20 protein-coding genes are annotated in these 17474 nt (G+C 68.6%); 8 read left to right on the top strand and 12 right to left on the bottom strand.

Annotated features, from left to right (window positions below; genetic code table 11):
- Positions 1 to 2: 2 nt before the first annotated feature.
- Positions 3 to 596, bottom strand: coding sequence for a DUF4136 domain-containing protein (locus tag AC16DP_RS36355; RefSeq protein WP_329726272.1), 594 nt, complete (start codon positions 594 to 596; stop codon positions 3 to 5).
- Positions 597 to 708: 112 nt separating this feature from the next.
- Here AC16DP_RS36355 and AC16DP_RS36350 point away from each other — a divergent pair, with 112 nt between their 5' ends.
- Positions 709 to 876 carry a hypothetical protein gene (locus tag AC16DP_RS36350; RefSeq protein WP_329726273.1) on the top strand — a complete coding sequence of 56 codons (168 nt, stop codon included), beginning with the start codon at positions 709 to 711 and terminating at the stop codon, positions 874 to 876.
- Positions 873 to 1385, top strand: a complete 513-nt coding sequence (locus tag AC16DP_RS36345; RefSeq protein ID WP_329726274.1) for a P-loop nucleotide/nucleoside kinase family protein — start codon at positions 873 to 875, stop codon at positions 1383 to 1385. Before AC16DP_RS36350 ends, AC16DP_RS36345 begins: the two co-directional genes overlap by 4 nt.
- Before the next feature lie 3 nt (positions 1386 to 1388).
- On the opposite strand, the gene AC16DP_RS36340 is transcribed toward AC16DP_RS36345, so the two are convergent.
- Positions 1389 to 2321 (bottom strand): LysR family transcriptional regulator, encoded by a 933-nt coding sequence (locus AC16DP_RS36340; protein WP_329726275.1) that lies wholly within the window; start codon positions 2319 to 2321, stop codon positions 1389 to 1391.
- Positions 2322 to 2399: 78 nt separating this feature from the next.
- On the opposite strand from AC16DP_RS36340, the gene AC16DP_RS36335 reads away from it, so the two are divergent.
- From AC16DP_RS36335 to AC16DP_RS36325, 3 genes are all read left to right on the top strand, one after another.
- Positions 2400 to 3644: an acyl-CoA dehydrogenase family protein gene (locus tag AC16DP_RS36335; RefSeq protein ID WP_329726276.1), complete on the top strand. Its 1245-nt coding sequence runs from the start codon at positions 2400 to 2402 to the stop codon at positions 3642 to 3644.
- On the top strand, positions 3641 to 4465 hold the full coding sequence (locus AC16DP_RS36330; RefSeq protein WP_329726277.1) for an SDR family oxidoreductase: 825 nt from the start codon (positions 3641 to 3643) through the stop codon (positions 4463 to 4465). The genes AC16DP_RS36335 and AC16DP_RS36330 overlap by 4 nt, the downstream gene beginning before the upstream one ends.
- Positions 4466 to 4751: 286 nt before the next feature.
- Positions 4752 to 5771 (top strand): DUF481 domain-containing protein, encoded by a 1020-nt coding sequence (locus AC16DP_RS36325; RefSeq protein ID WP_329726278.1) that lies wholly within the window; start codon positions 4752 to 4754, stop codon positions 5769 to 5771.
- Between the two features lie 9 nt (positions 5772 to 5780).
- Here AC16DP_RS36325 and AC16DP_RS36320 read toward each other — a convergent pair whose 3' ends face one another.
- The 9 genes from AC16DP_RS36320 to AC16DP_RS36280 form a co-directional block, all read right to left on the bottom strand.
- On the bottom strand, positions 5781 to 6743 hold the full coding sequence (locus AC16DP_RS36320; RefSeq protein ID WP_329726279.1) for an NAD-dependent epimerase/dehydratase family protein: 963 nt from the start codon (positions 6741 to 6743) through the stop codon (positions 5781 to 5783).
- 97 nt (positions 6744 to 6840) lie between these two features.
- Positions 6841 to 8199 (bottom strand): protoporphyrinogen/coproporphyrinogen oxidase, encoded by a 1359-nt coding sequence (locus AC16DP_RS36315; protein ID WP_329726280.1) that lies wholly within the window; start codon positions 8197 to 8199, stop codon positions 6841 to 6843.
- Positions 8196 to 8921: a glycosyltransferase family 2 protein gene (locus AC16DP_RS36310; RefSeq protein WP_329726281.1), complete on the bottom strand. Its 726-nt coding sequence runs from the start codon at positions 8919 to 8921 to the stop codon at positions 8196 to 8198. Before AC16DP_RS36310 ends, AC16DP_RS36315 begins: the two co-directional genes overlap by 4 nt.
- Positions 8918 to 9535 carry a hypothetical protein gene (locus AC16DP_RS36305; protein WP_329726282.1) on the bottom strand — a complete coding sequence of 206 codons (618 nt, stop codon included), beginning with the start codon at positions 9533 to 9535 and terminating at the stop codon, positions 8918 to 8920. The genes AC16DP_RS36310 and AC16DP_RS36305 overlap by 4 nt, the downstream gene beginning before the upstream one ends.
- 7 nt (positions 9536 to 9542) lie before the next feature.
- Positions 9543 to 10133 (bottom strand): FMN-binding protein, encoded by a 591-nt coding sequence (locus tag AC16DP_RS36300; RefSeq protein WP_329726283.1) that lies wholly within the window; start codon positions 10131 to 10133, stop codon positions 9543 to 9545.
- Complete coding sequence (locus AC16DP_RS36295; protein ID WP_329726284.1) at positions 10130 to 10654, bottom strand: hypothetical protein; 525 nt, start codon at positions 10652 to 10654, stop codon at positions 10130 to 10132. The genes AC16DP_RS36300 and AC16DP_RS36295 overlap by 4 nt, the downstream gene beginning before the upstream one ends.
- Before the next feature lie 14 nt (positions 10655 to 10668).
- Positions 10669 to 12054 carry a hypothetical protein gene (locus AC16DP_RS36290; protein WP_329726285.1) on the bottom strand — a complete coding sequence of 462 codons (1386 nt, stop codon included), beginning with the start codon at positions 12052 to 12054 and terminating at the stop codon, positions 10669 to 10671.
- A gap of 5 nt (positions 12055 to 12059) precedes the next feature.
- On the bottom strand, positions 12060 to 12764 hold the full coding sequence (locus AC16DP_RS36285) for a hypothetical protein (protein WP_329726286.1): 705 nt from the start codon (positions 12762 to 12764) through the stop codon (positions 12060 to 12062).
- Complete coding sequence (locus AC16DP_RS36280) at positions 12764 to 14287, bottom strand: glycosyltransferase family 39 protein (protein ID WP_329726287.1); 1524 nt, start codon at positions 14285 to 14287, stop codon at positions 12764 to 12766. Before AC16DP_RS36280 ends, AC16DP_RS36285 begins: the two co-directional genes overlap by 1 nt.
- A 103-nt stretch (positions 14288 to 14390) precedes the next feature.
- On the opposite strand from AC16DP_RS36280, the gene AC16DP_RS36275 reads away from it, so the two are divergent.
- From AC16DP_RS36275 to AC16DP_RS36265, 3 genes are all read left to right on the top strand, one after another.
- Complete coding sequence (locus tag AC16DP_RS36275; RefSeq protein WP_329726288.1) at positions 14391 to 15407, top strand: FAD:protein FMN transferase; 1017 nt, start codon at positions 14391 to 14393, stop codon at positions 15405 to 15407.
- A gap of 85 nt (positions 15408 to 15492) precedes the next feature.
- A complete protein-coding gene (locus AC16DP_RS36270; protein WP_329726289.1) occupies positions 15493 to 16353 on the top strand; it encodes a TIR domain-containing protein in 861 nt (286 codons plus the stop codon).
- On the top strand, positions 16350 to 16886 hold the full coding sequence (locus AC16DP_RS36265; protein ID WP_329726290.1) for a hypothetical protein: 537 nt from the start codon (positions 16350 to 16352) through the stop codon (positions 16884 to 16886). The genes AC16DP_RS36270 and AC16DP_RS36265 overlap by 4 nt, the downstream gene beginning before the upstream one ends.
- 64 nt (positions 16887 to 16950) lie before the next feature.
- On the opposite strand, the gene AC16DP_RS36260 is transcribed toward AC16DP_RS36265, so the two are convergent.
- Entirely contained in the window at positions 16951 to 17355 is a 405-nt protein-coding gene (locus AC16DP_RS36260; RefSeq protein WP_329726291.1) for a hypothetical protein, read from the bottom strand.
- Between the last annotated feature and the right edge of the window lie 119 nt (positions 17356 to 17474).

Below are 17474 nucleotides of genomic sequence, written 5' to 3'. Positions count from 1 at the left end.
CCCTACTTCTTCTGGGGCTCGGGCGGGAATTTCTCCAGCAGCTCATCGGCGGCCTTGTTGATGAGCTTCTGGCTCTTCTTCGCGTCCATGTGCTCGGACAGCTCGGCTTGCGCCGTACCGCGCCAGACGAGCTTGTTCGAGGCGCCATCCACGACGTCGAGGATGAGCGTGCCCTCGCGGTACTCGCGGACGACGGGCTGGGACAACCCCGCACCGCCGTACGCGACCGGACCGAAGAAGGGGTCGTACCAGGGGTCCCAGGCGTAGCCGTAGAAGTTGTTGATGACGTCCACGTCCACCTTCTCATCGACGGCGCCGTGCCAGCCCACCTTGAAGTCCGCCTTCTGTCCCTCCTCCACCTTCTGGTAGCCGCGGGCCTGAAGCTCCCGGTCCACCGCCAGCTGGACGCGGGCCTGGATGATGGGGTTGTAGATGCGAGGATCCGCGCCCGCCTTCATCGGCAACCAGGCGTAGGTGCGGTACGAGTCCAACGCCTGCACGGAGTTGGGATCGTAGTTCGTGCTCGTACTGATGCTCGTGCAGGAGGCGAGGCCCAACACCAGCAGCGCACCGGCCAGACGTAACGGCAAGGACATGGAAGTCTCCTCGGCCCCGAGGGGCGGTTCACTCCCAGACAGTAGGCATCGGAAGCCTTCCACCACCGGAACAGGGGAACCTGCCTGCCCCTCCCTCCGGTTGGAGCCAGGAATGCAGATCGGTTTCGATGACCGGGTGAGCGGCGAGCAGCCGAGCTTGCGCCTCATCGAGAACGGGTCAGTATGCGTGGTGAGCCAACGTCTGGAAGACAGACTCGGCAACGTTGCGGAGTCCATCCACGCTGGGGCCACGGCCCCGACAGGAAAGCTGACGGCATGAGCAACTCGCGTCCGGTGCTGCACTTCATCGCGGGGAAGGTAGGCGCGGGAAAGACCACGTTGGCGCGCAAGCTGGCGCTCGAGGTCCCCGCGGTGCTCATCTGCGAGGATCAGTGGATCGCCTCGCTGGGCGGCGAGGTGAAGGAGCTGCGGGACTACGTGCGCGCCGCCGCACGCTGCCGCAACCTGATGGTGCCGCACCTGCGCGACGTGTTGCGCGTGGGGGCCTCGGTGGTGCTCGACTTCGCGGGGAACACGCCGCGAGACCGCGCCTGGGTGCGCGGCATCTTCGAGGCCGCCGGGGCGGACCACGTGCTGCATGTCCTCGACGTGCCGGAGACGCTGTGCCTCGAGCGGCTGCGCCAGCGCAACGCCGAGCGCCCCGAAGGCCTGTTCTGGGGCGAGGTGAGCGAGGAGCTCTTCCACCAGGTCACGAAGTACTACGTGCCCCCCACCGATGCCGAGGGCTTCCGCGTCGTGCGTCATGACGTCACGACAGGCGTGGAGTGATTCCTACGGCCGCTTCCCGGAAACGCGCGGGCGCTCCGACAGAGCCAGGAGCTCCGCGCGCAGCCATTGGTTGCGAGGCTCGTCGTCCACCTGCCGGTGCCAGTAGAGGTGAAGCTCCACGGGTGGGAGCGCCACCGGCATCGGCAGGAGGTGATTGCCGAGCGGAGCATTGAGCGCCGCCGCGTGGCGCCGTGGCATCGTGAGCAGCAGGTCCGAGTCCGCGACGATGCGGCAGGCCGCCTCTGGGTGCTGGCAACGCACGGCGATCTCTCGCTGGTAGCCCAGGCGGCTGAGCACCAGGTCCTCCAGCGCCAGGCCCGTGCGGCGCGAGGACACGGTGACGTGCCGCGCGGCCAGGTAGGCCGCCACATCCAGCCTCCGCTTCCGCGCGCTGACCACACAGAAGGTGTCGCGCAGCAGCACCGTGTGGCGCAAGTCAGCCCCGGTCGGCTGCGCCACGTCCACCGCCAGGTCCAGTCTCCCCGACGCCAGATCCCTCTCGAGGCTGGCCCGCTCCAGCCGCACGCTCGCGACCCGGACCTGGGGGGCACTCTCTCGCAGGCGTTTGACGAACCGTGGGAGCAATGACGGTTCCAGCTCGTCGTTCATCGCGAGCGTGACGTGGCCCGCGTCGCGCCGGGGCTCGAAGTGACGGGTGCGCGCCACCGCCTGCTGGAACAGTGAGAGCGCCTCCTGGATCCCCGGGGCCAGACGCTCGGCGAGCGGCGTGGGCGCCACCCCGCGCCCCTGGCGCACGAAGAGCGGGTCATCCAACCGCTCCCGCAGGCGTGCCAGGGCGTGGCTCACCGCCGACTGGCTCAGGAACAGGACCTCCGCGGCCCGCGTGAAGTTCCGCTCCCGGTAGACGACATCGAACACCCGGAAGAGGTTGAGGTCGAGCTGGGACAGCTTCCCTGTTTCATGCGCCCCATTCATGGCGACACATGACCAACATTCACTGGATTCATCAAGGGGCCTCGCCACAGGATGCGGCGACGATACAAGGGGCCTCTCATGAACTTCGAGCCGAGTGACCGTTCCAAGGACTACCGCGAGCGCGTGCGGCGCTTCATCCAGAAGCACATCCAGCCCGTGGAGGCGCAGTACTGGGCGCAGATCCGCTCGGCCAGCCACGGCGGCGACTGGCGCAAGTGGAAGATCCCCCCCGTCATGGAGGAGCTCAAGGCCCGCGCCAGGGCCGAGGGCCTGTGGAACCTCTTCCTGCCCGACGCGACGCTCGGGGCTGGCCTCAGCACCCTGGAATACGCCCCCGTCGCCGAGGAGATGGGCCGCAGCTTCATGGCCCCCGAGGTCTTCAACTGCAATGCCCCGGACACCGGCAACATGGAGGTGCTCTGGCGCTACGGCTCCGATGAGCAGAAGGCCCGCTGGCTCACGCCGCTGCTCGCCGGGGAGATCCGCTCCGTCTTCTGCATGACCGAGCCCGACGTGGCCTCCTCGGACGCCACCAACATGCAGGCCACCGCCACCGTCGAGGGGGACGAGGTGGTGCTCAACGGCAAGAAGTGGTGGTCGAGCGGCATTGGCGACCCTCGCGCGAAGATCATCATCTTCATGGCCCGCACCGCCAACGAGGGCGGCGACCGCCATCACCAGCACTCCATGGTGCTCGTGCCGCTGGACACGAAGGGCGTGGAGATCCAGCGCATGCTCTCCGTGTATGGTGACTACGACGAGCCCCACGGCCACGGCGAGGTGCACTTCCGTGACGTCCGGGTGCCGGTCTCCCACATCATCGCGGGCCCGGGACGCGGCTTCGAGATCGCCCAGGGACGTCTCGGCCCCGGCCGCATCCACCACTGCATGCGCTGCATCGGCGCCGCGGAGCAGTCGCTCGATCTGATGATCGACCGCGGCATGAGCCGCACCGCCTTCGGCAAGCCGCTGCTCAACCTCGGCGGCAACCGCGAGCGCGTGGCCGAGGCCCGCATCGCCATCGACCAGGCCCGTCTGCTCACGCTCTATGCCGCCTGGAAGCTGGACGAACTGGGCGCCCTGGGCGCGATGAACGAGATCTCCGCCATCAAGGTCGTGGCCCCCAACGTGCTGCAGAAGGTGGTGGATGACGCCATCCAGATCCACGGTGGCGCCGGCGTGTGTGGCGACACCCAGCTCCCGAACTTCTTCGCCCAGGCGCGCACCCTGCGCCTCGCGGACGGACCGGATGAGGTCCACAAGGGCGTCATCGCCCGCATCGAGCTCGCCCGGCGCGGATTCTCCAGGAGCCGCGAGTCATGAGCGACCAGCGCATCTTCATCACCGGTGGTGCCAGCGGACTTGGGCAGGCCATCGCCCTGCGCTACGCCCGCGCGGGTTGGCGCGTCTGCATCGCCGATGTCAACGACACCCGCGGGGCCGAGACCCTCGGGACCCTCTCTTCCCTCACGAAGCATGCGCACTCTCTGCGCTGTGACGTGAGGCGCGAAGAGGACCTGCGCGCCGCCTCCGAGTGGCTCGCCTCGAACTGGGGCGGCGTCGACGTGGTGGTCAACAACGCCGGTGTCGCCCAGGCCGGTGCCATCGACGAGGTCTCGCTCGACGACTGGCAGTGGATCATCGACATCAACCTCCTGGGCGTCGTGCGCGGCTGCAAGATCTTCACGCCGCTCTTCAAGCGCCAGGGCCACGGCCACTTCATCAACGTGGCCTCCATGGCCGGGCTGCTCGATGCGCCCATGATGAGCAGCTACAACGCGACCAAGGCCGCCGTCGTCTCGCTCTCGGAGACCCTGCACAACGAGCTCGCGGACCACCACATCGGCGTCAGCGTCGTCTGCCCGTCCTTCTTCAAGACCAACCTCGCCGAGTCCCTGCGCACCTCCAACGCCGGGCTGCGGACGGTCATGGGCAAGCTGCTCGAGCGCTCGCCCATCACCGCGGACGACATCGCCGATCAGATCTTCCGGGCCGTCGGGCGGCGGGACTTCTACATCCTCCCCCACTCCGAGGGCCGCCAGGCCTGGTGGATGAAGCGGCTCCTCCCGCGCAGCCTCTACGCCTCGGTGATCCGCAAGCGCACCCGCCGGATGCGCGGAGATGGAGGGGCGCAGCAGGCATGACTCCCGCTCTCGATCGCCCAGCAGATCTACTACCGCTACCACCACAAGCAGACGCGCAACCCGGCGTTCAAGAACTTCTGGATCCTCGTCAACTACTTCGACTGGCGTTGCCGGGGCATCCTCCGGAAGGCGTCTCGAAGCTCCCGCTGGCCCATCGGGGGGCTCAAATGATGAAAACAGGACTTTGCGCTCCGAGTGCTCCTGGTAGTAGACGCTGCGTCCTACCGGTGGCCAGGAGCGCTCGTCCTTCCAGCCGCTGACGTCACCCACATTCCGCGAGTCCGCCGTGCTTCCTGCCCACGCACTTCTTTCCGCCTTCCTGACGTTCCAGACTCCCGCACCCGCGCAGCCCGCTACCCCGGCGCAGGCCCCCACCTCCGAGGAAGCCGCCACCGCCGCCGAGCGCGCCGCGTCCTCCGCCGAGCGCGCCGCCGCCGCCGCCGAGCGCGCCGCCGAGGCCAATGCCCGCATGGCCGAGGCCATCGAGAGCCTCGCCCGCGGCATCGCCCGCACGGCGCCTGGCGCCGAGCAGCCCCCGGCCGAGCAGAAGCCCGAGACGGCCGCCGAGAAGAAGGAGGAAGCCCGCAAGGACGTCTGGGACGTCACCGTGGGCCTTGGCCTCATCTTCATCACCGGCAACGCCTCCACCGTCACGTTCAACGGCCTGGTCGCGGCGGAGCGCAAGTCGGAGCACTGGATCTACTCCGTCAAGGCCTCGGGCGTTTACGGCGAGAGCCGTCCGCCCGGGCTCCAGGGCGAGGTGGTGACGGTGGCGCAGGTGACGGCGCTCAACGCGGCCCTGCAGCTGCGCGGAGACCGCCGCTTCACCGAGCGGATCAGCGGCTACCTGCTGGGCGCCGCGGACACGGACCACGTGCGCAGCGTGGAGTTCCGCGGCTCGGGCGAGGCCGGCGTCGGCATCATCTGGTTGGACGAGAAGCGCAAGGACGGTGGTGAGGCCTTCCTGCGCACCGACCTCGCCTTCCGCTACGCCCGCGAGATGCGCTTCCAGTACTACCCCACTCCCACGAATCTGCCGGACGTGTCGATCGGGGGTCCTCGTCTCGGCGTGGCCTTCAAGTACGGCCTCTCCAAGGACGTGGCGTTCCTGGAAGAGTTCAGCGTGCTGCCCAGCCTCGTCGATGACTCGCGCCTGCTCATCAACAGCCAGACGCAGCTCACCGTGCGGCTGACGAAGGCGCTGTCGATCGCCACCACCTTCCTCCTCCAGTACGACAGCGTCCCGGCCGCGGGGAAGCTGCCCACCGACACCTCGCTGTCGGTGAGCGCCGCCATCACCTTCTAGGCGCTCCGCTCAGCCCTCGGTACCGCGGTACCACGCCACCAGCTTCGCGAGCCCCTGCTCCAGCGGTACCGAGGGACGGAAGCCCGTCTCGCGCTCCAGCGCCGTCACGTCCGCGCACGTCACCGGCAGCTCGCCCGGCAGCGCGGGCCGCAGCTCCACCCAGGCCTTCGTCCCCAGCTTCTCCTCCAGCAGGTCCACGAAGCGCGCCATCGTCACCGGCATGCCCCGCCCCACGTTGAGCACCCGGTACGGCGGCTCGCCCGCGGGCGGCTTGTCCAGCAGCCGCACCAGCGCCTCCACCACGTCATCCACGTAGGTGAAGTCGCGCTGCATGGTGCCCTCGCCATGCAGCACGATGGAGCGGCCCTCCAGCATCGCCCGGAGGAACAGCATCGGCGCCATGTCCGGCCGGCCCCACGGGCCATACACGGTGAACAGCCGCAGCCCCGTCACCGGCAGTCCGTACTGGTGGCTGTACACGTGCGCCATCAGCTCGTCCGCGCGCTTCGTCGCCGCGTACAGGCTCAGCGGGTGATCCGCCGGCGAGCTCTCGGAGAAGGGCACCGGCGTGCCCGCCCCGTACACCGAGCTCGACGAGGCGAACACCAGGTGATCCACCTTCGCCATCCGGCACAGCTCCAACACCTGCAGGAAGCCCGTGACGTTCGTCTCCGCGTAGTCCGGCGCCTCCGAGGGCATCGCCCGCACGCCCACCCGCGCCGCCAGGTGCACCACGCGATCCGGCTTCGCCCCGTCGAAGAGCTCCCGGCAGGCCTTCACGTCCCGGATGTCCATCCGGTGGAAGCCGAAGCCCGGCGACGCCTTCAGCCTCGACAGCCGCGTCGCCTTCAACGTCACGTCTCCCGACGTGTCCAGGTTGTCGACTCCAATGATCGTGTCCCCACGCGCGAGCAGCCGCTCACACACGTGATACCCGATGAAGCCCGCTGCGCCCGTGACGAGCACCTTCATGACTCGACTCCCACTTCGCGATCCAGGACCCCGGAACTGCTCTGGGAAGACCCTCACCCTGACCCTCTCCCAGAGGGAGAGGGGACATAGCACCGAGTCAGTCCTCGATCTGCGTTTCGAGAAATGGTTTCTGCCGGGCGCGCCAGACTCGGGAACTCGCGCCTTCCGAGACCATTCTCCCCACCGTCAGACCCGCCGCGCACGCGTGGTGCACGTTGTCGTGGACGAAGAGAGCGCTTCGCCCCACCGGGTAGAGGCCCTCCACCCGACTCAATTCGTTCAACGCCCGCTCGCGCGCCACCGCGAAGCCCTTGCGGTACAGGGGATAGGCCGCCGCCATGCGCCGCACCCGGGCGCCCAGCACCTCCACGCCCGCCAGCCCCGTCCGCTCCAGCGCCGGGCGCACCCGCTCCGTGAGCTCCTCCGGCGAGGCCCGCCAGAGGCCGTCCCCCACCGCGCACGGAAGGTCGAAGCCCACCACCGTCTGGCCTGAAGGCCCCGCGCCGCCCAGGAAGTTCCTCGCCTCGAAGAGCCGGTTGGCCGGGAGCCGCTCGTCCGCGAAGTAGTGCACGTCCTGCGGCGTGCCACGCCGCGTCGCGAGCAACAGGTACAACAGCGTCAGGGCCCGGTAATCCAGGCCCTCGGCCGCCTCGGGCCGCCCCGTCCACGCGCACAGCAGTGGCAGCGGCACCGTGGCCACCACCGACTCCGCCGGCAGCTCCCGCCCCCCCACCACCACCGCCCTCACCCGCCCCTGCTCCAGCACCAGCCCCTCGGCCGCCGCGCCACAACGCACCTCGCCACCGGCCCGGCGGATGCCTTCCGCGAGGCCCTCGGCCAGCGCGCCCACGCCGCCCTCCGGGTAGAAGTACCGCCGCCCCGCGGACGCGCCTCCGCGCCCGAGCGCCGCGCGCACCACCGCCAGCGGGCCCCCCTTCTGCACCCGCGCCCGCCCGAGCGAGGCGTCCAACTCCTCCGGCGCCAGGCCCCACACCTTCCTCGCCGCGGGCCCGTACAGCACCCTCGCCGCGTGCCGTCCCAGCCGCCGCGCCGCCTCGGCCCCGAAGTGGTTCCCCTCGGGTGGACGCAACCGCGCCATCACCGCCGACAGCCCGTGCCTCGCCACCTCGGAGAGCCCCAGGCCTCGCGCGATGCCGAGCAGCGACAGCGGATACGGCAGCCGCCTCCCGCCCACGTGCACCATGCCGCTGCGCGCCCTCACGTGCAGCGCGCCGCCCAGGGCTTCCCGGTAGAGCGCCAGCACCTCCGGCCCCGCCGCCTGGTGCAGCCGGTGCGGGCCGTAGTCCACCTTGAAGCCCGCGAAGTCGAACGAGCCCGACAGTCCGCCCACCTGCTCGGCCGCCTCGAGCACCACCACCCGCTTACCGGCCCGGACGAGCGCATGCGCCGCGGCCAGCCCCGAGGGTCCCGCGCCGATGACCACCGTGGCGCTCACCCCGTGCCTCCTACCGCCGGCAGCTCCAGCGCCGCGAGCGTCCTCGGGGCCCGGCCCTCGCGCAGCCAGCCGATGCCTCGCGCCACCGTGCGGCCCATCAGCCACGTGTCCCGCACCGGCCGCCACTTCGAGCGGCCCACGCGCGCGTGGTAGTCGATGGGCAGGAAGACGATGGGGTCTCCCGCCGCCGCCAGCGCCAGCGTCAGCGTCGTGGTGAGCGAGAAGCGATCCGGCAGCACCGGTGCGAGCGACAGCAGATCCGCCGTGCGCAGCACCCGCAGGCCCGAGTTGAGATCCGGTGCCTCGAAGCCGCCCAGCCACCGCACCGCGCCGCGGAAGAGCGCCTTCACCGCCGAGCGCGCGAAGGGCTCGGAAGCGCCGAGCTTCGGCCGCGCGCCGATCGCCTGCCGCGCGCCGCCTCGCACCGCCGAGAGCAACCGGGGCAGCGCCGCTTCCGGGTACGTGCCGTCCGCGTCGATGAGCGCCAGCAGCGAGCCATGCGCCTGGGCGGCTCCAGCCTTGATCGCCGCGCCGTAGCCCACGCCAGTCAACGTGAGCACCCGAGCCCCGGCCTCGCGCGCCACCGCGCCCGTGCCGTCCCGCGAGCCGTCATCCACCACGAGAATCTCATGCGCCTCCCCCGCCAACGCCGCGCCCACCCGCCGCACCACTCCGGCGATGGCGCCCACCTCGTCGCGTGCGGGGATGACGACGCTGATCATCCCGGCGCCACCTCCGACGAGGCTGGCACCGGCCGCCACATCTCCCACAGCGGCCACACCAGCATCGGAAACCACCCCACCGCCGCGCCCACCACAGACACCGGCATCAGCCAGCCCCACCGCGGCCCCACGAAGCGCACCAGCAGCGGCGCCAGCAGGTGCACGAACGTCGCCACCGAGGCCACCGTGATGACGCCCACCTTCAGCCGCACGGACAGCGCCGTCAGCATGAACAGGTGCCCGACGATCAGCAGCACCACCGGCACCGTGAACAGGTGGAAGTGGAACGTCTCCATCACCTGCCGAGCGGGCTTCTCCAGCCGCATGGGCGCGGTGGCCGCCGTCTCCCCGGGCAGGTCCATCGCCGGTCCATCCGGGGGCAGCTCCAGCGCGGGGCCTCCCGCCGCGTCTGCCCCGGGCGCGATCACGGCCTGCGCGGCACCGCCCCGGTAGTACTCCGTCGCGCTCCGCCCGGACAGGCCTCCGAACGAGTCCGCGTACAGCCACACCGAGGACACGAAGCCCAGCACCAGGAACAGCAGGAATCCGGTGTAGAGGACGCGCGCCTCGAGCGACAGGCGGGTGATGGGAAACGGCCGGGCGTACTGGCGCACGAGAAGGCTACCCCTTGGGCTCACCCGGATCGGGCTTGAGAATGAGCTCGTCCAGCAGCACGAGCGCGCGGCGCACCCCCATGGCCATCGACCTCGACGAGATGGTCGCTCCCGTCACCACGTCGATGTCCACCCCTGCCCTCACCGGATCCTTCGCCGTCTTCCCCTGGAACTGGCGGCGGAAGCGCGCGTCGGTGATCTCCTGGCCGTACGACTCCCGGTACACCATCACCTCGTGGCGCTCGACCACGCCCTCGGACGACAGCTTCACCGCGAAGGTGATCTGCTCGTGCTGGCCCAGCTCGTCGTCGATGATGGCGTAGCCGTCCACGTGCTCGCCCGTGGTGGCCACGAAGATGACGTACTCGGGCTTCGCCGGCTTGTAGCCCAGCCGCCCCTGCACCGCGGCCAGCTCGGCGGGCCCGAGCTTCACCTTGCGGTAGGTGACGCGCTGGCTCTTGGGGAAGAACTCCTTGAGCACCTGCGGCGTCGTGAAGAACGTCCCCGCCGCCCGCGCGGGCAGCGACGCCCCGAGCCCCAACCCCACCACCAATGCCAGCGCCAGGTGCTTCACGGTCATTCCCCTTACCACGCTCATGGCAACTCCCGAACCGCCTGGATGACGGCCTGCCGGACATGCGAGCGCCAATCCGTCCGGGCGCGATAGAGACTCTCCGACGTCGTGCTCCGGCGATCGTCGCTCGACAGGACCCGCCCATCCGGGCCCACCATCATGGACTCCAGCTCCACCTCGGCGCGCCCGAGCGGCTGCACCGACGAGAGATCCAACCGCGTCAGCACCAGCACCACTGCCGCCTGCGCGCCGTACTGGCGTGCCAGGGCCGCGGCCTGCTCCACCGTGGGCGCCGCCCCCGCCGTCAGCTCCACGCCCAGCACCTCGTAGCCGCGGGTGCGCAGGGCCTCGGCGCCCTCGCGGGCCACCACGTCGCGCGGATTCTCCGAGCCGAACACGTCTCCGGTGAACCCTCGCGGCGCGGGCCTGGGCACCACCGACGCACCCACCACCACCACCCGGGAGAGAGCCCCCTCCGGACGCACGGCCTTCCCGCCGCACGCGGCGGCGAGCAACACAGCGGTGGTGAGCAGCAAGGCGCGCATCGGTTCTCCGGCTCTCAGAAGAGGTAGGCCACGCTGGCGAGGAACGTCCCATGGCCCTCGCTCCAGAAGTCACCCGACCACGCGTGGGGCTGCACGCCATCGCCGCCGCTCTTCTCCCAGAAGAAGCTCGTCTTGAGCACGTAGGGCGGCAGTGGCCGGAAGTTCAGGCCGAGCGTCAGCCGCGCCACGTCTCCCGCGGTGATGAACTCCGTGTCGGTGTCCTTCTCCTCGTAGCGGAGTGAGGCGGTGAAGTGGCCCTCCTTCCACTCGTCCGGCAGCAGCCGGAAGAAGGGCTCGATGCGGAAGCGGTAGTTGGCCTGTCCGTAGTAGCCGAACATGCCCGTGGGCACCCGGTCGCGCGTGTTGGCCGTCGAGCCATTCGGGAAGCCCTGCACGAAGCCGGGATCGATGAAGGCGCGCACCACCTCGCCCGTGAGATCCCACGCGCCGAGCCGCCAGAAGACGTCGGCGTTGATCATGTTCACCCGGCGGCCCTCGGCGTCATACGCGCCCGTGTAGCCGGACAGGCCCGCCTCCAGCCCCAGGAAGGGCGAGACGGACACGCGGCCGGTGATGGCCTTGTCGTTGTTGTTGTCCTCCAGGTGGCTGCCGCGCGCCGCCCGGAAGCCCTGCCCGTCGAGGATCTTCGCGTCCAGGCCGTTGACCGCGTACACCTCGTAGGACAACCGCCAGTCCTGGCCCAGATCGAAGCCTCCGAGGAAGCCCGCGCCGGACTCGAACCAGGTGGTGGGCACGATCGTCGTGTACGCGATGGGGCGCTCGGGCAGCTCCTGCGCCGGAGCGTCGTGCCGCAGGTTGTACGCGCCCACCGGCACCAGGATGACGCCCGCCCGGAACGTGGCCCAGTCCGTCAACATCAGGTCCACCACCGAGAACTCGAGCAGCACCTCGCCCGCCCCCAGGACGCCGTCACGCTTGAGCGGGCTGCCCGCGAACTCGAACTCGATCTCCGTCGCCGTGGAGACGCGCTCGGAGATGTGGCTGTAGACGAAGAGCACGTACCGGTGGGCGCGGAACGTGCTCACGCCCTCCTGCGGCAGGATGAAGTCGTGCTCGGCGTAGCCGCCCAGCGTCGTCCGGTCGAGGATCGCCGCCACGCGCTGCGTCAGCGTGGTGGTGGGCTGGAGCCGCTCGGTGAAGGTGTCCTGCTCCGCCTGCCCCGGTGTCTCGGCGTTGGGCGTCGGAGCCGCCGTGCCCGTGTTGGCCGGATCCTCCAGTCCTTCCAGGTCCAGACGCGGGCCCTCCTCCTGCTTCGGCGCGTCCTGGGCGGGCCGGTCGGACGTGGAGCCCTCTTGCTGCGCGAGGCCCGTGAGCGGCGCGAGCAGCAGGGACAGCAGCAACAGGTGATGGCGGCCCGGCAGGGTGGCTCTCGAAGTCATACGCATCACTCGCCCGTCTCCACGTCCACGCAGCGGCCCCGCAGGCACGTCTTGCCCGTGGCGCACTCGCTCTCCGGGGCCGCGCCCCCACAGCACACGCCCACGCAGACGCAGCACACGGTGCCCTCGGGCGCGGTGCCCGCCAGACACTCGGGCGTCGCCTGGCAGCCCGGCGGATCCACGCACACCACCGCCTTGGGCGCGTTCGACTCGCCCACGTACGTGACCGTGCCGTAGTACGAGTCCACCACCTCGCGGCCCGGGCTCCCCATGTTGGTGTCGAAGTACTCGTAGACACCCGGCTTCGGGAAGGCGTAGCGCCAGTAGGAGAACGTCTGCCCGGACTCGGTGGCCACGTTGTAGGGGCGCACCAGGTTGGGGCTGAAGAGCGGCGCGGGCGACGACAGCGAGGTGATGTTGGTGGGCACCTCGGGCTGGTAGTTGCGGAACTCGACGATCTGCTCCGGCAGCATGGACAGCCCGCCCGCCCGGGTGAAAGCCGCCGTGCCCTCCGGCACGTCCACCGTGTACCGCGGCCCGATGCACATAGGCGTGATGGTACGGTAGCGGCCGTCGACGATGCGGTTGAGGGACACGGTGATACGGGGCGCCCCCTTCGCCGAGTCCTGGACGGGCTGGAAGTCCGCGGGCACGGGGCCCTTGCACGCGGCGGCACAGAGCGCGAAGGCGAGGAGCAGGCGGGCGCGCATCAGAGGACCTTCTCGGGGCGGGCCGGCGGCGCGGGCCGGTAGTGGAAGAGGACGATGTCGTGGGCGTGCGAGCGCACACGCCGGTCGCACGTGAAGCGCGACACGGGCTCCAGGTGGGGCGCGAGCGCCTCGGCCCCGGGAGCGGTGGAGGTGACGTAGACGTCCGCCCCGGCGGCGGCCACGCGCTCCACCTCGCGGCGCAGCTGCTCGCCCGTGGCGGGACGGCCGGCGCGGAAGTGGGGCACGTAGTGCTCGAAGAGCCGTGCCTCCTCGCCGGTGAAGAGCAGCGTGCCGGACGGGGCCAACTTGGAGGACACGTGCGCCACCAGCCGCGCCGCGGGCGAAGGCTCGCGGCCCTGCTCGAGCGCCACGGGCAGCATGACGGCCGAGGTGCTGACGGCGAGGGCCCCGGCCACGGAGAGGGACACCCGGGACGGCCGGGACGGCCGGGCGCGGGCGAGCACCGCCACGCCGACCGCTGTCAGCAGGGACAGCGCGAGCACCACAGGCAGGGCATGGCGCGCCTTGAGCAGGTTCTGCCCGAGGAACATCCACGCGGCGTAGGGGCCGCCGAGCGCCAGGGCCAGCAGGGCCACGCGACGCTCGGAGGCGGACAGCGACGCACGGAGCGCCGCATGGGCGAGCGCCACCAGGGCCGCGGTCAAGCCGAGTGCCAGGAGGAGCCGCGCGGCCAGCACGGGCACGGAGTCACCGCCCACGCCGGGCCAGGGAAGCCCGAGACCCGCGGCCAGGATGTCGAAGCCGAAGTGCTCCAGGCGCCAGCCGAGGTCCGGGCGCACGGCCACGGTGCCGCCCCACTTGCCCGCGTGGCCGAGCAGGAAGCCCGAGCAGATGCGCAGCAGCTCGGCCGGGCCCGTGAGGACCACCAGGGGGACGAGCCACGCCCCCACGCCGATGCCGCTGCCCGCGAGCGCCGCCAGCCGCTGGCCGCGAGGCACCACCAGGGCCAGTCCGAGCAGCGCCGGGAGGAACGAGGGCCGGGCCCCGAGCGCCACACCCGCCACCGCGCCCGCCAACACCGCCACTCGGGGCGCGGAGTCGGCCACGCTCAGCGAGGCACAGGCGGCGAGCACCAGGAACGCGAGGCCCGTCCCATCGGAGCCCGGGGTGGCGCCGAAGAGCACGGGCAGGGGCAGCAGGGCCAGCAGGGCCGCGGCCGCCAGCGCCCCGGTGTCCCCCAGGTACCGCCGCAGCACGAAGCCCAGCGCGCCGATGGCCACCGCGCCGAGGACGATTCCGGGCAGGGCCAGCGCGAGCACCTCGGAGGCACCGGCGGCCGAGGCCAGGCGGGCCAGGGCCACGTACACGGGGTAGCCCGGGAAGTGCGGAGCCTGCGCGGCGAGCTCGAAGCGGCCGAGGGAGCGCGCGAAGTTCACCGCGTCCAGGTCCGGCAGGAGCCTGGGCAGTGCGAGCACGCGCGCCGTCACTCCGGCCCCCACCACCAAGGCGAGGGCACCCGCGAAGGCCCCGGAAGGCGCGGAGTGAATGATTTTGAGATTCATTCTCAAAAACAGAGAATGCATGACGTACTACGCGTCCGGGCAGGAGGTCAAGTTGAGGGGGTGGGTGGCGCCAGTAGGGCATCTCATGTGACAGAGGGAGGCCATGATGCTGAGTGCCCTGCTGGTGGTGGTGATGGCCGCTGCACCCGCGCCGCGAGTCCGCACCGAGACGCGTCCGATGATGGGGACGACGGTGACGGTGACGCTGGTGGGAGGAACGCCGGAGAAGGCGCGCGAGGGGTTCGACGCGGCCTTCGGGGCCTTCGAGCGCGTCAACCAGGTGATGAACGAGTGGCGCCCGGACAGCGAGCTGTCGGCGGTGAACCGCAAGGCCGGGGATGGCGAGTGGGTGACGGTGCCCGAGGACCTGTGCGCGGCGCTGCGGCGCGGGGTGCAGGGGGCGGAGCAGACGGGAGGGCTGTTCGATCCGACGTGGGCGGCGCTGCGGGGGATGTGGAGGTTCGGGACGGACCTGACCCCTGCCCTGCCGGACGCAGCCGAGCTGAAGAAGCGGTGCGCGCTCATCTCGTACGAGGACCTGGAGTTCGCGCCGGCAGCGGACGGAGGGGCACCCGGGTGCGGCGTGCGGCTGAAGCGTGCGGGGATGCAGCTCGGGCTGGGAGGTCTGGCGAAGGGCTGGGGCGTGGACGAGGCGGTGAAGAAGCTACGGGCACAGGGGTTCAAGGACTTCTTCGTGCAGGCCGGAGGAGACTTCTACGCGGCGGGGAAGAAGCAGGGCCGGCCGTGGAAGGTGGGAATCCGGGATCCGCGAGGCGAGCCGGACAGCGTGTTCGCGGTGCTCGAGGTCTCGGACGCGGCGTTCTCGACGAGCGGAGACTACGAGAACTTCTTCGTGCTGGAGGGCAGGCGCTACCACCACATCATCGATCCACGGACGTGCTACCCGGCGACGGCCTCGCGCTCGGCGACGGTGCTCGCCCTGAGCGCGGTGGACGCGGAGGTGCTGACGAAGTCCGTGTTCATCCTCGGAGGCCAGGAGGGACTGGCGCTCGCGGAGAAGTACGGTGCGTCCGCGGTGGTGGTGACGGGGGACAACCAGGTGCTGGTGTCACCCAGGCTGGAGAAGAAACTGAAACGGCTGAAGACCCCGAGTCCCTAATTTCCAAGCCCTAGCACCTGAAACCAGATATCTCTATAATCAGAAGCAGAACCCAACCACCCCCCACACCTCAACACCACAAACAATGCCATCACCCACAAAAAAACCAAAGGTATTCCTGAGTTACGCAAGAGCAGACTCAGAGATAGCCAACAATGTAGCCAAGTTGCTTGAGCGTGAGGCGGTAGATGTTTGGCTTGAGCAAAAAGCGACTCCTGGAGCGAACATCTCCGAGCAACTCGACCAAGCCATGGCAGCAAGCGATTTCCTGGTGGTGCTCCTCTCGCGCCACACATCTAACTCCCGACTCATCAAGGCGGACATCGCCCTCGCTCAAGCCAGAGCACTCAAACAGCGCGACATCACTCTAATCCCTGTTCTCCTAGACCAAACTCCCCCCCCTCAAGAACTTGAGCAATACCTTCCGATCAAAGCTTATAACAAACCAGAACAGCAAATAAAGCTCCTGATCAACATAATAAAAAACGCCTCACTAATTGACTTCTCACACATAACACCAAAAACCTTCGAGTTGCTCATAGAGCAACTACTGCCGCATTTTGGATTTCACGACATCAAAGTCGCTTCGCCCAGTGATGGAGGATTCGATCTTCGGGCATATCTCACTAGACATAATCCACCAGGGCACCCACCAACCGAAGAACCCTGGTTCATTCTGATCAAGCACTACCGTCATGTACGACCTAGCTTAGCCCTAATACGCCAAATGGCAGCCACTCTAGAGCATCTCCCTCAAGACAGCCATATAGCGCTCATCACAAGCGTCGAACTGACATCCATTGCAAATGAATGGCTGGAACGAATCAATACCGAATCCAACGAGCGTCTTCGGGTAATCGAAGGCACCGAACTAAAGCGTATCCTGGTAGCTCACGAAGACCTGGTGAGAAAATTCTTTCCTCTTACCAACAAGAGGAAGCAATGAACACTCGCCAGTTGCTGAAAAAACTATCTAAATGCCCAGCAGGCCAAGACGGGTGGAAAGAATTCGAAGACATCTGCATTAAAATTCTTCAAGCACTCTTTGTCCCACCATTATCAAAACCTCACATCCAATCAAGAACACAATCCGGAACAGACAGGCGTGATGCAATCTTTCCCAACCGAATGCGTGATCACAAGAATGCATGGGGCCTAATCCACCTCGATCACGAGGCCAAATACATCCCCTTCGAGTTCAAGAACTACGACAAACAAAAAGTCACCAAAGAAGACGTCGAACAAATCAAAAACTATCTGACTTCAAAATTTGGGCGCCTCGCATTCTTATGCACCAGAACCATCCCAGGAAAATCCGCTCACATCAAAAGAAACGCTATCTACTCAGAAGAAAAGAAAATCATTATATTCCTAGAGCCTAGACATCTAATTGAAATGGTGGACTTGAAGGAGCGCGGACAAGATCCTGCCGATCTTTTGCTGGACTTGATTGATGCCTTCATGTTCCAGCACGAATGAACTCGCAAGAATGAATGACCCTCACCCCAGCCCTCTCCCAGAGGGAGAGGGGGAATACACAGGGTCAATCGAACAGGCCCTGGAGGTAGAAGCGGCCGTCCCGCGCGTCCCGAAACACCCACGCCGGGCCCAGTCCCTCGAAGTGCACCCGGTAGTAGTCCCGGCTGTACGGCCCCGCGTCCCACCAGTCCCCGCTCAGCCGCTCCGGGCCCACCAGCGCCATCACCCGGCGCCTCCAGCCCCCAAGTCTCGCCGCCAGCAGCACCCCCGAGGCCGTCATCTCCACGTCGATCGTGGCCGGTGTCCCCAGGCTCCGTGAAGGCCGCTCCCGCATGAACTCGGGCACCGGCTCCGCCGCCTCTACCGGTTGCAGCAGTTCCCCCTCCAGTCCGCGCCTCATGGGCGGTGGCCGGAAGGTCTTGGTCTCGTACGCGTCCTCGGGCCGGTGCATGTCCTCCAGCGCCGCCATGCGTGCACCGGACCATGTGGAACACCGATTCCGGGGCAAGTGGAACACTGATTCCGGAGCAAGTGGAACGCCCATTCCGGCCATGTGGAACACCGATTCCGGGCAAGTGGAACGCACCC

Source organism: Archangium sp., assembly GCF_057119385.1.
This window is presented reverse-complemented; position numbering and strand designations above follow the sequence as displayed.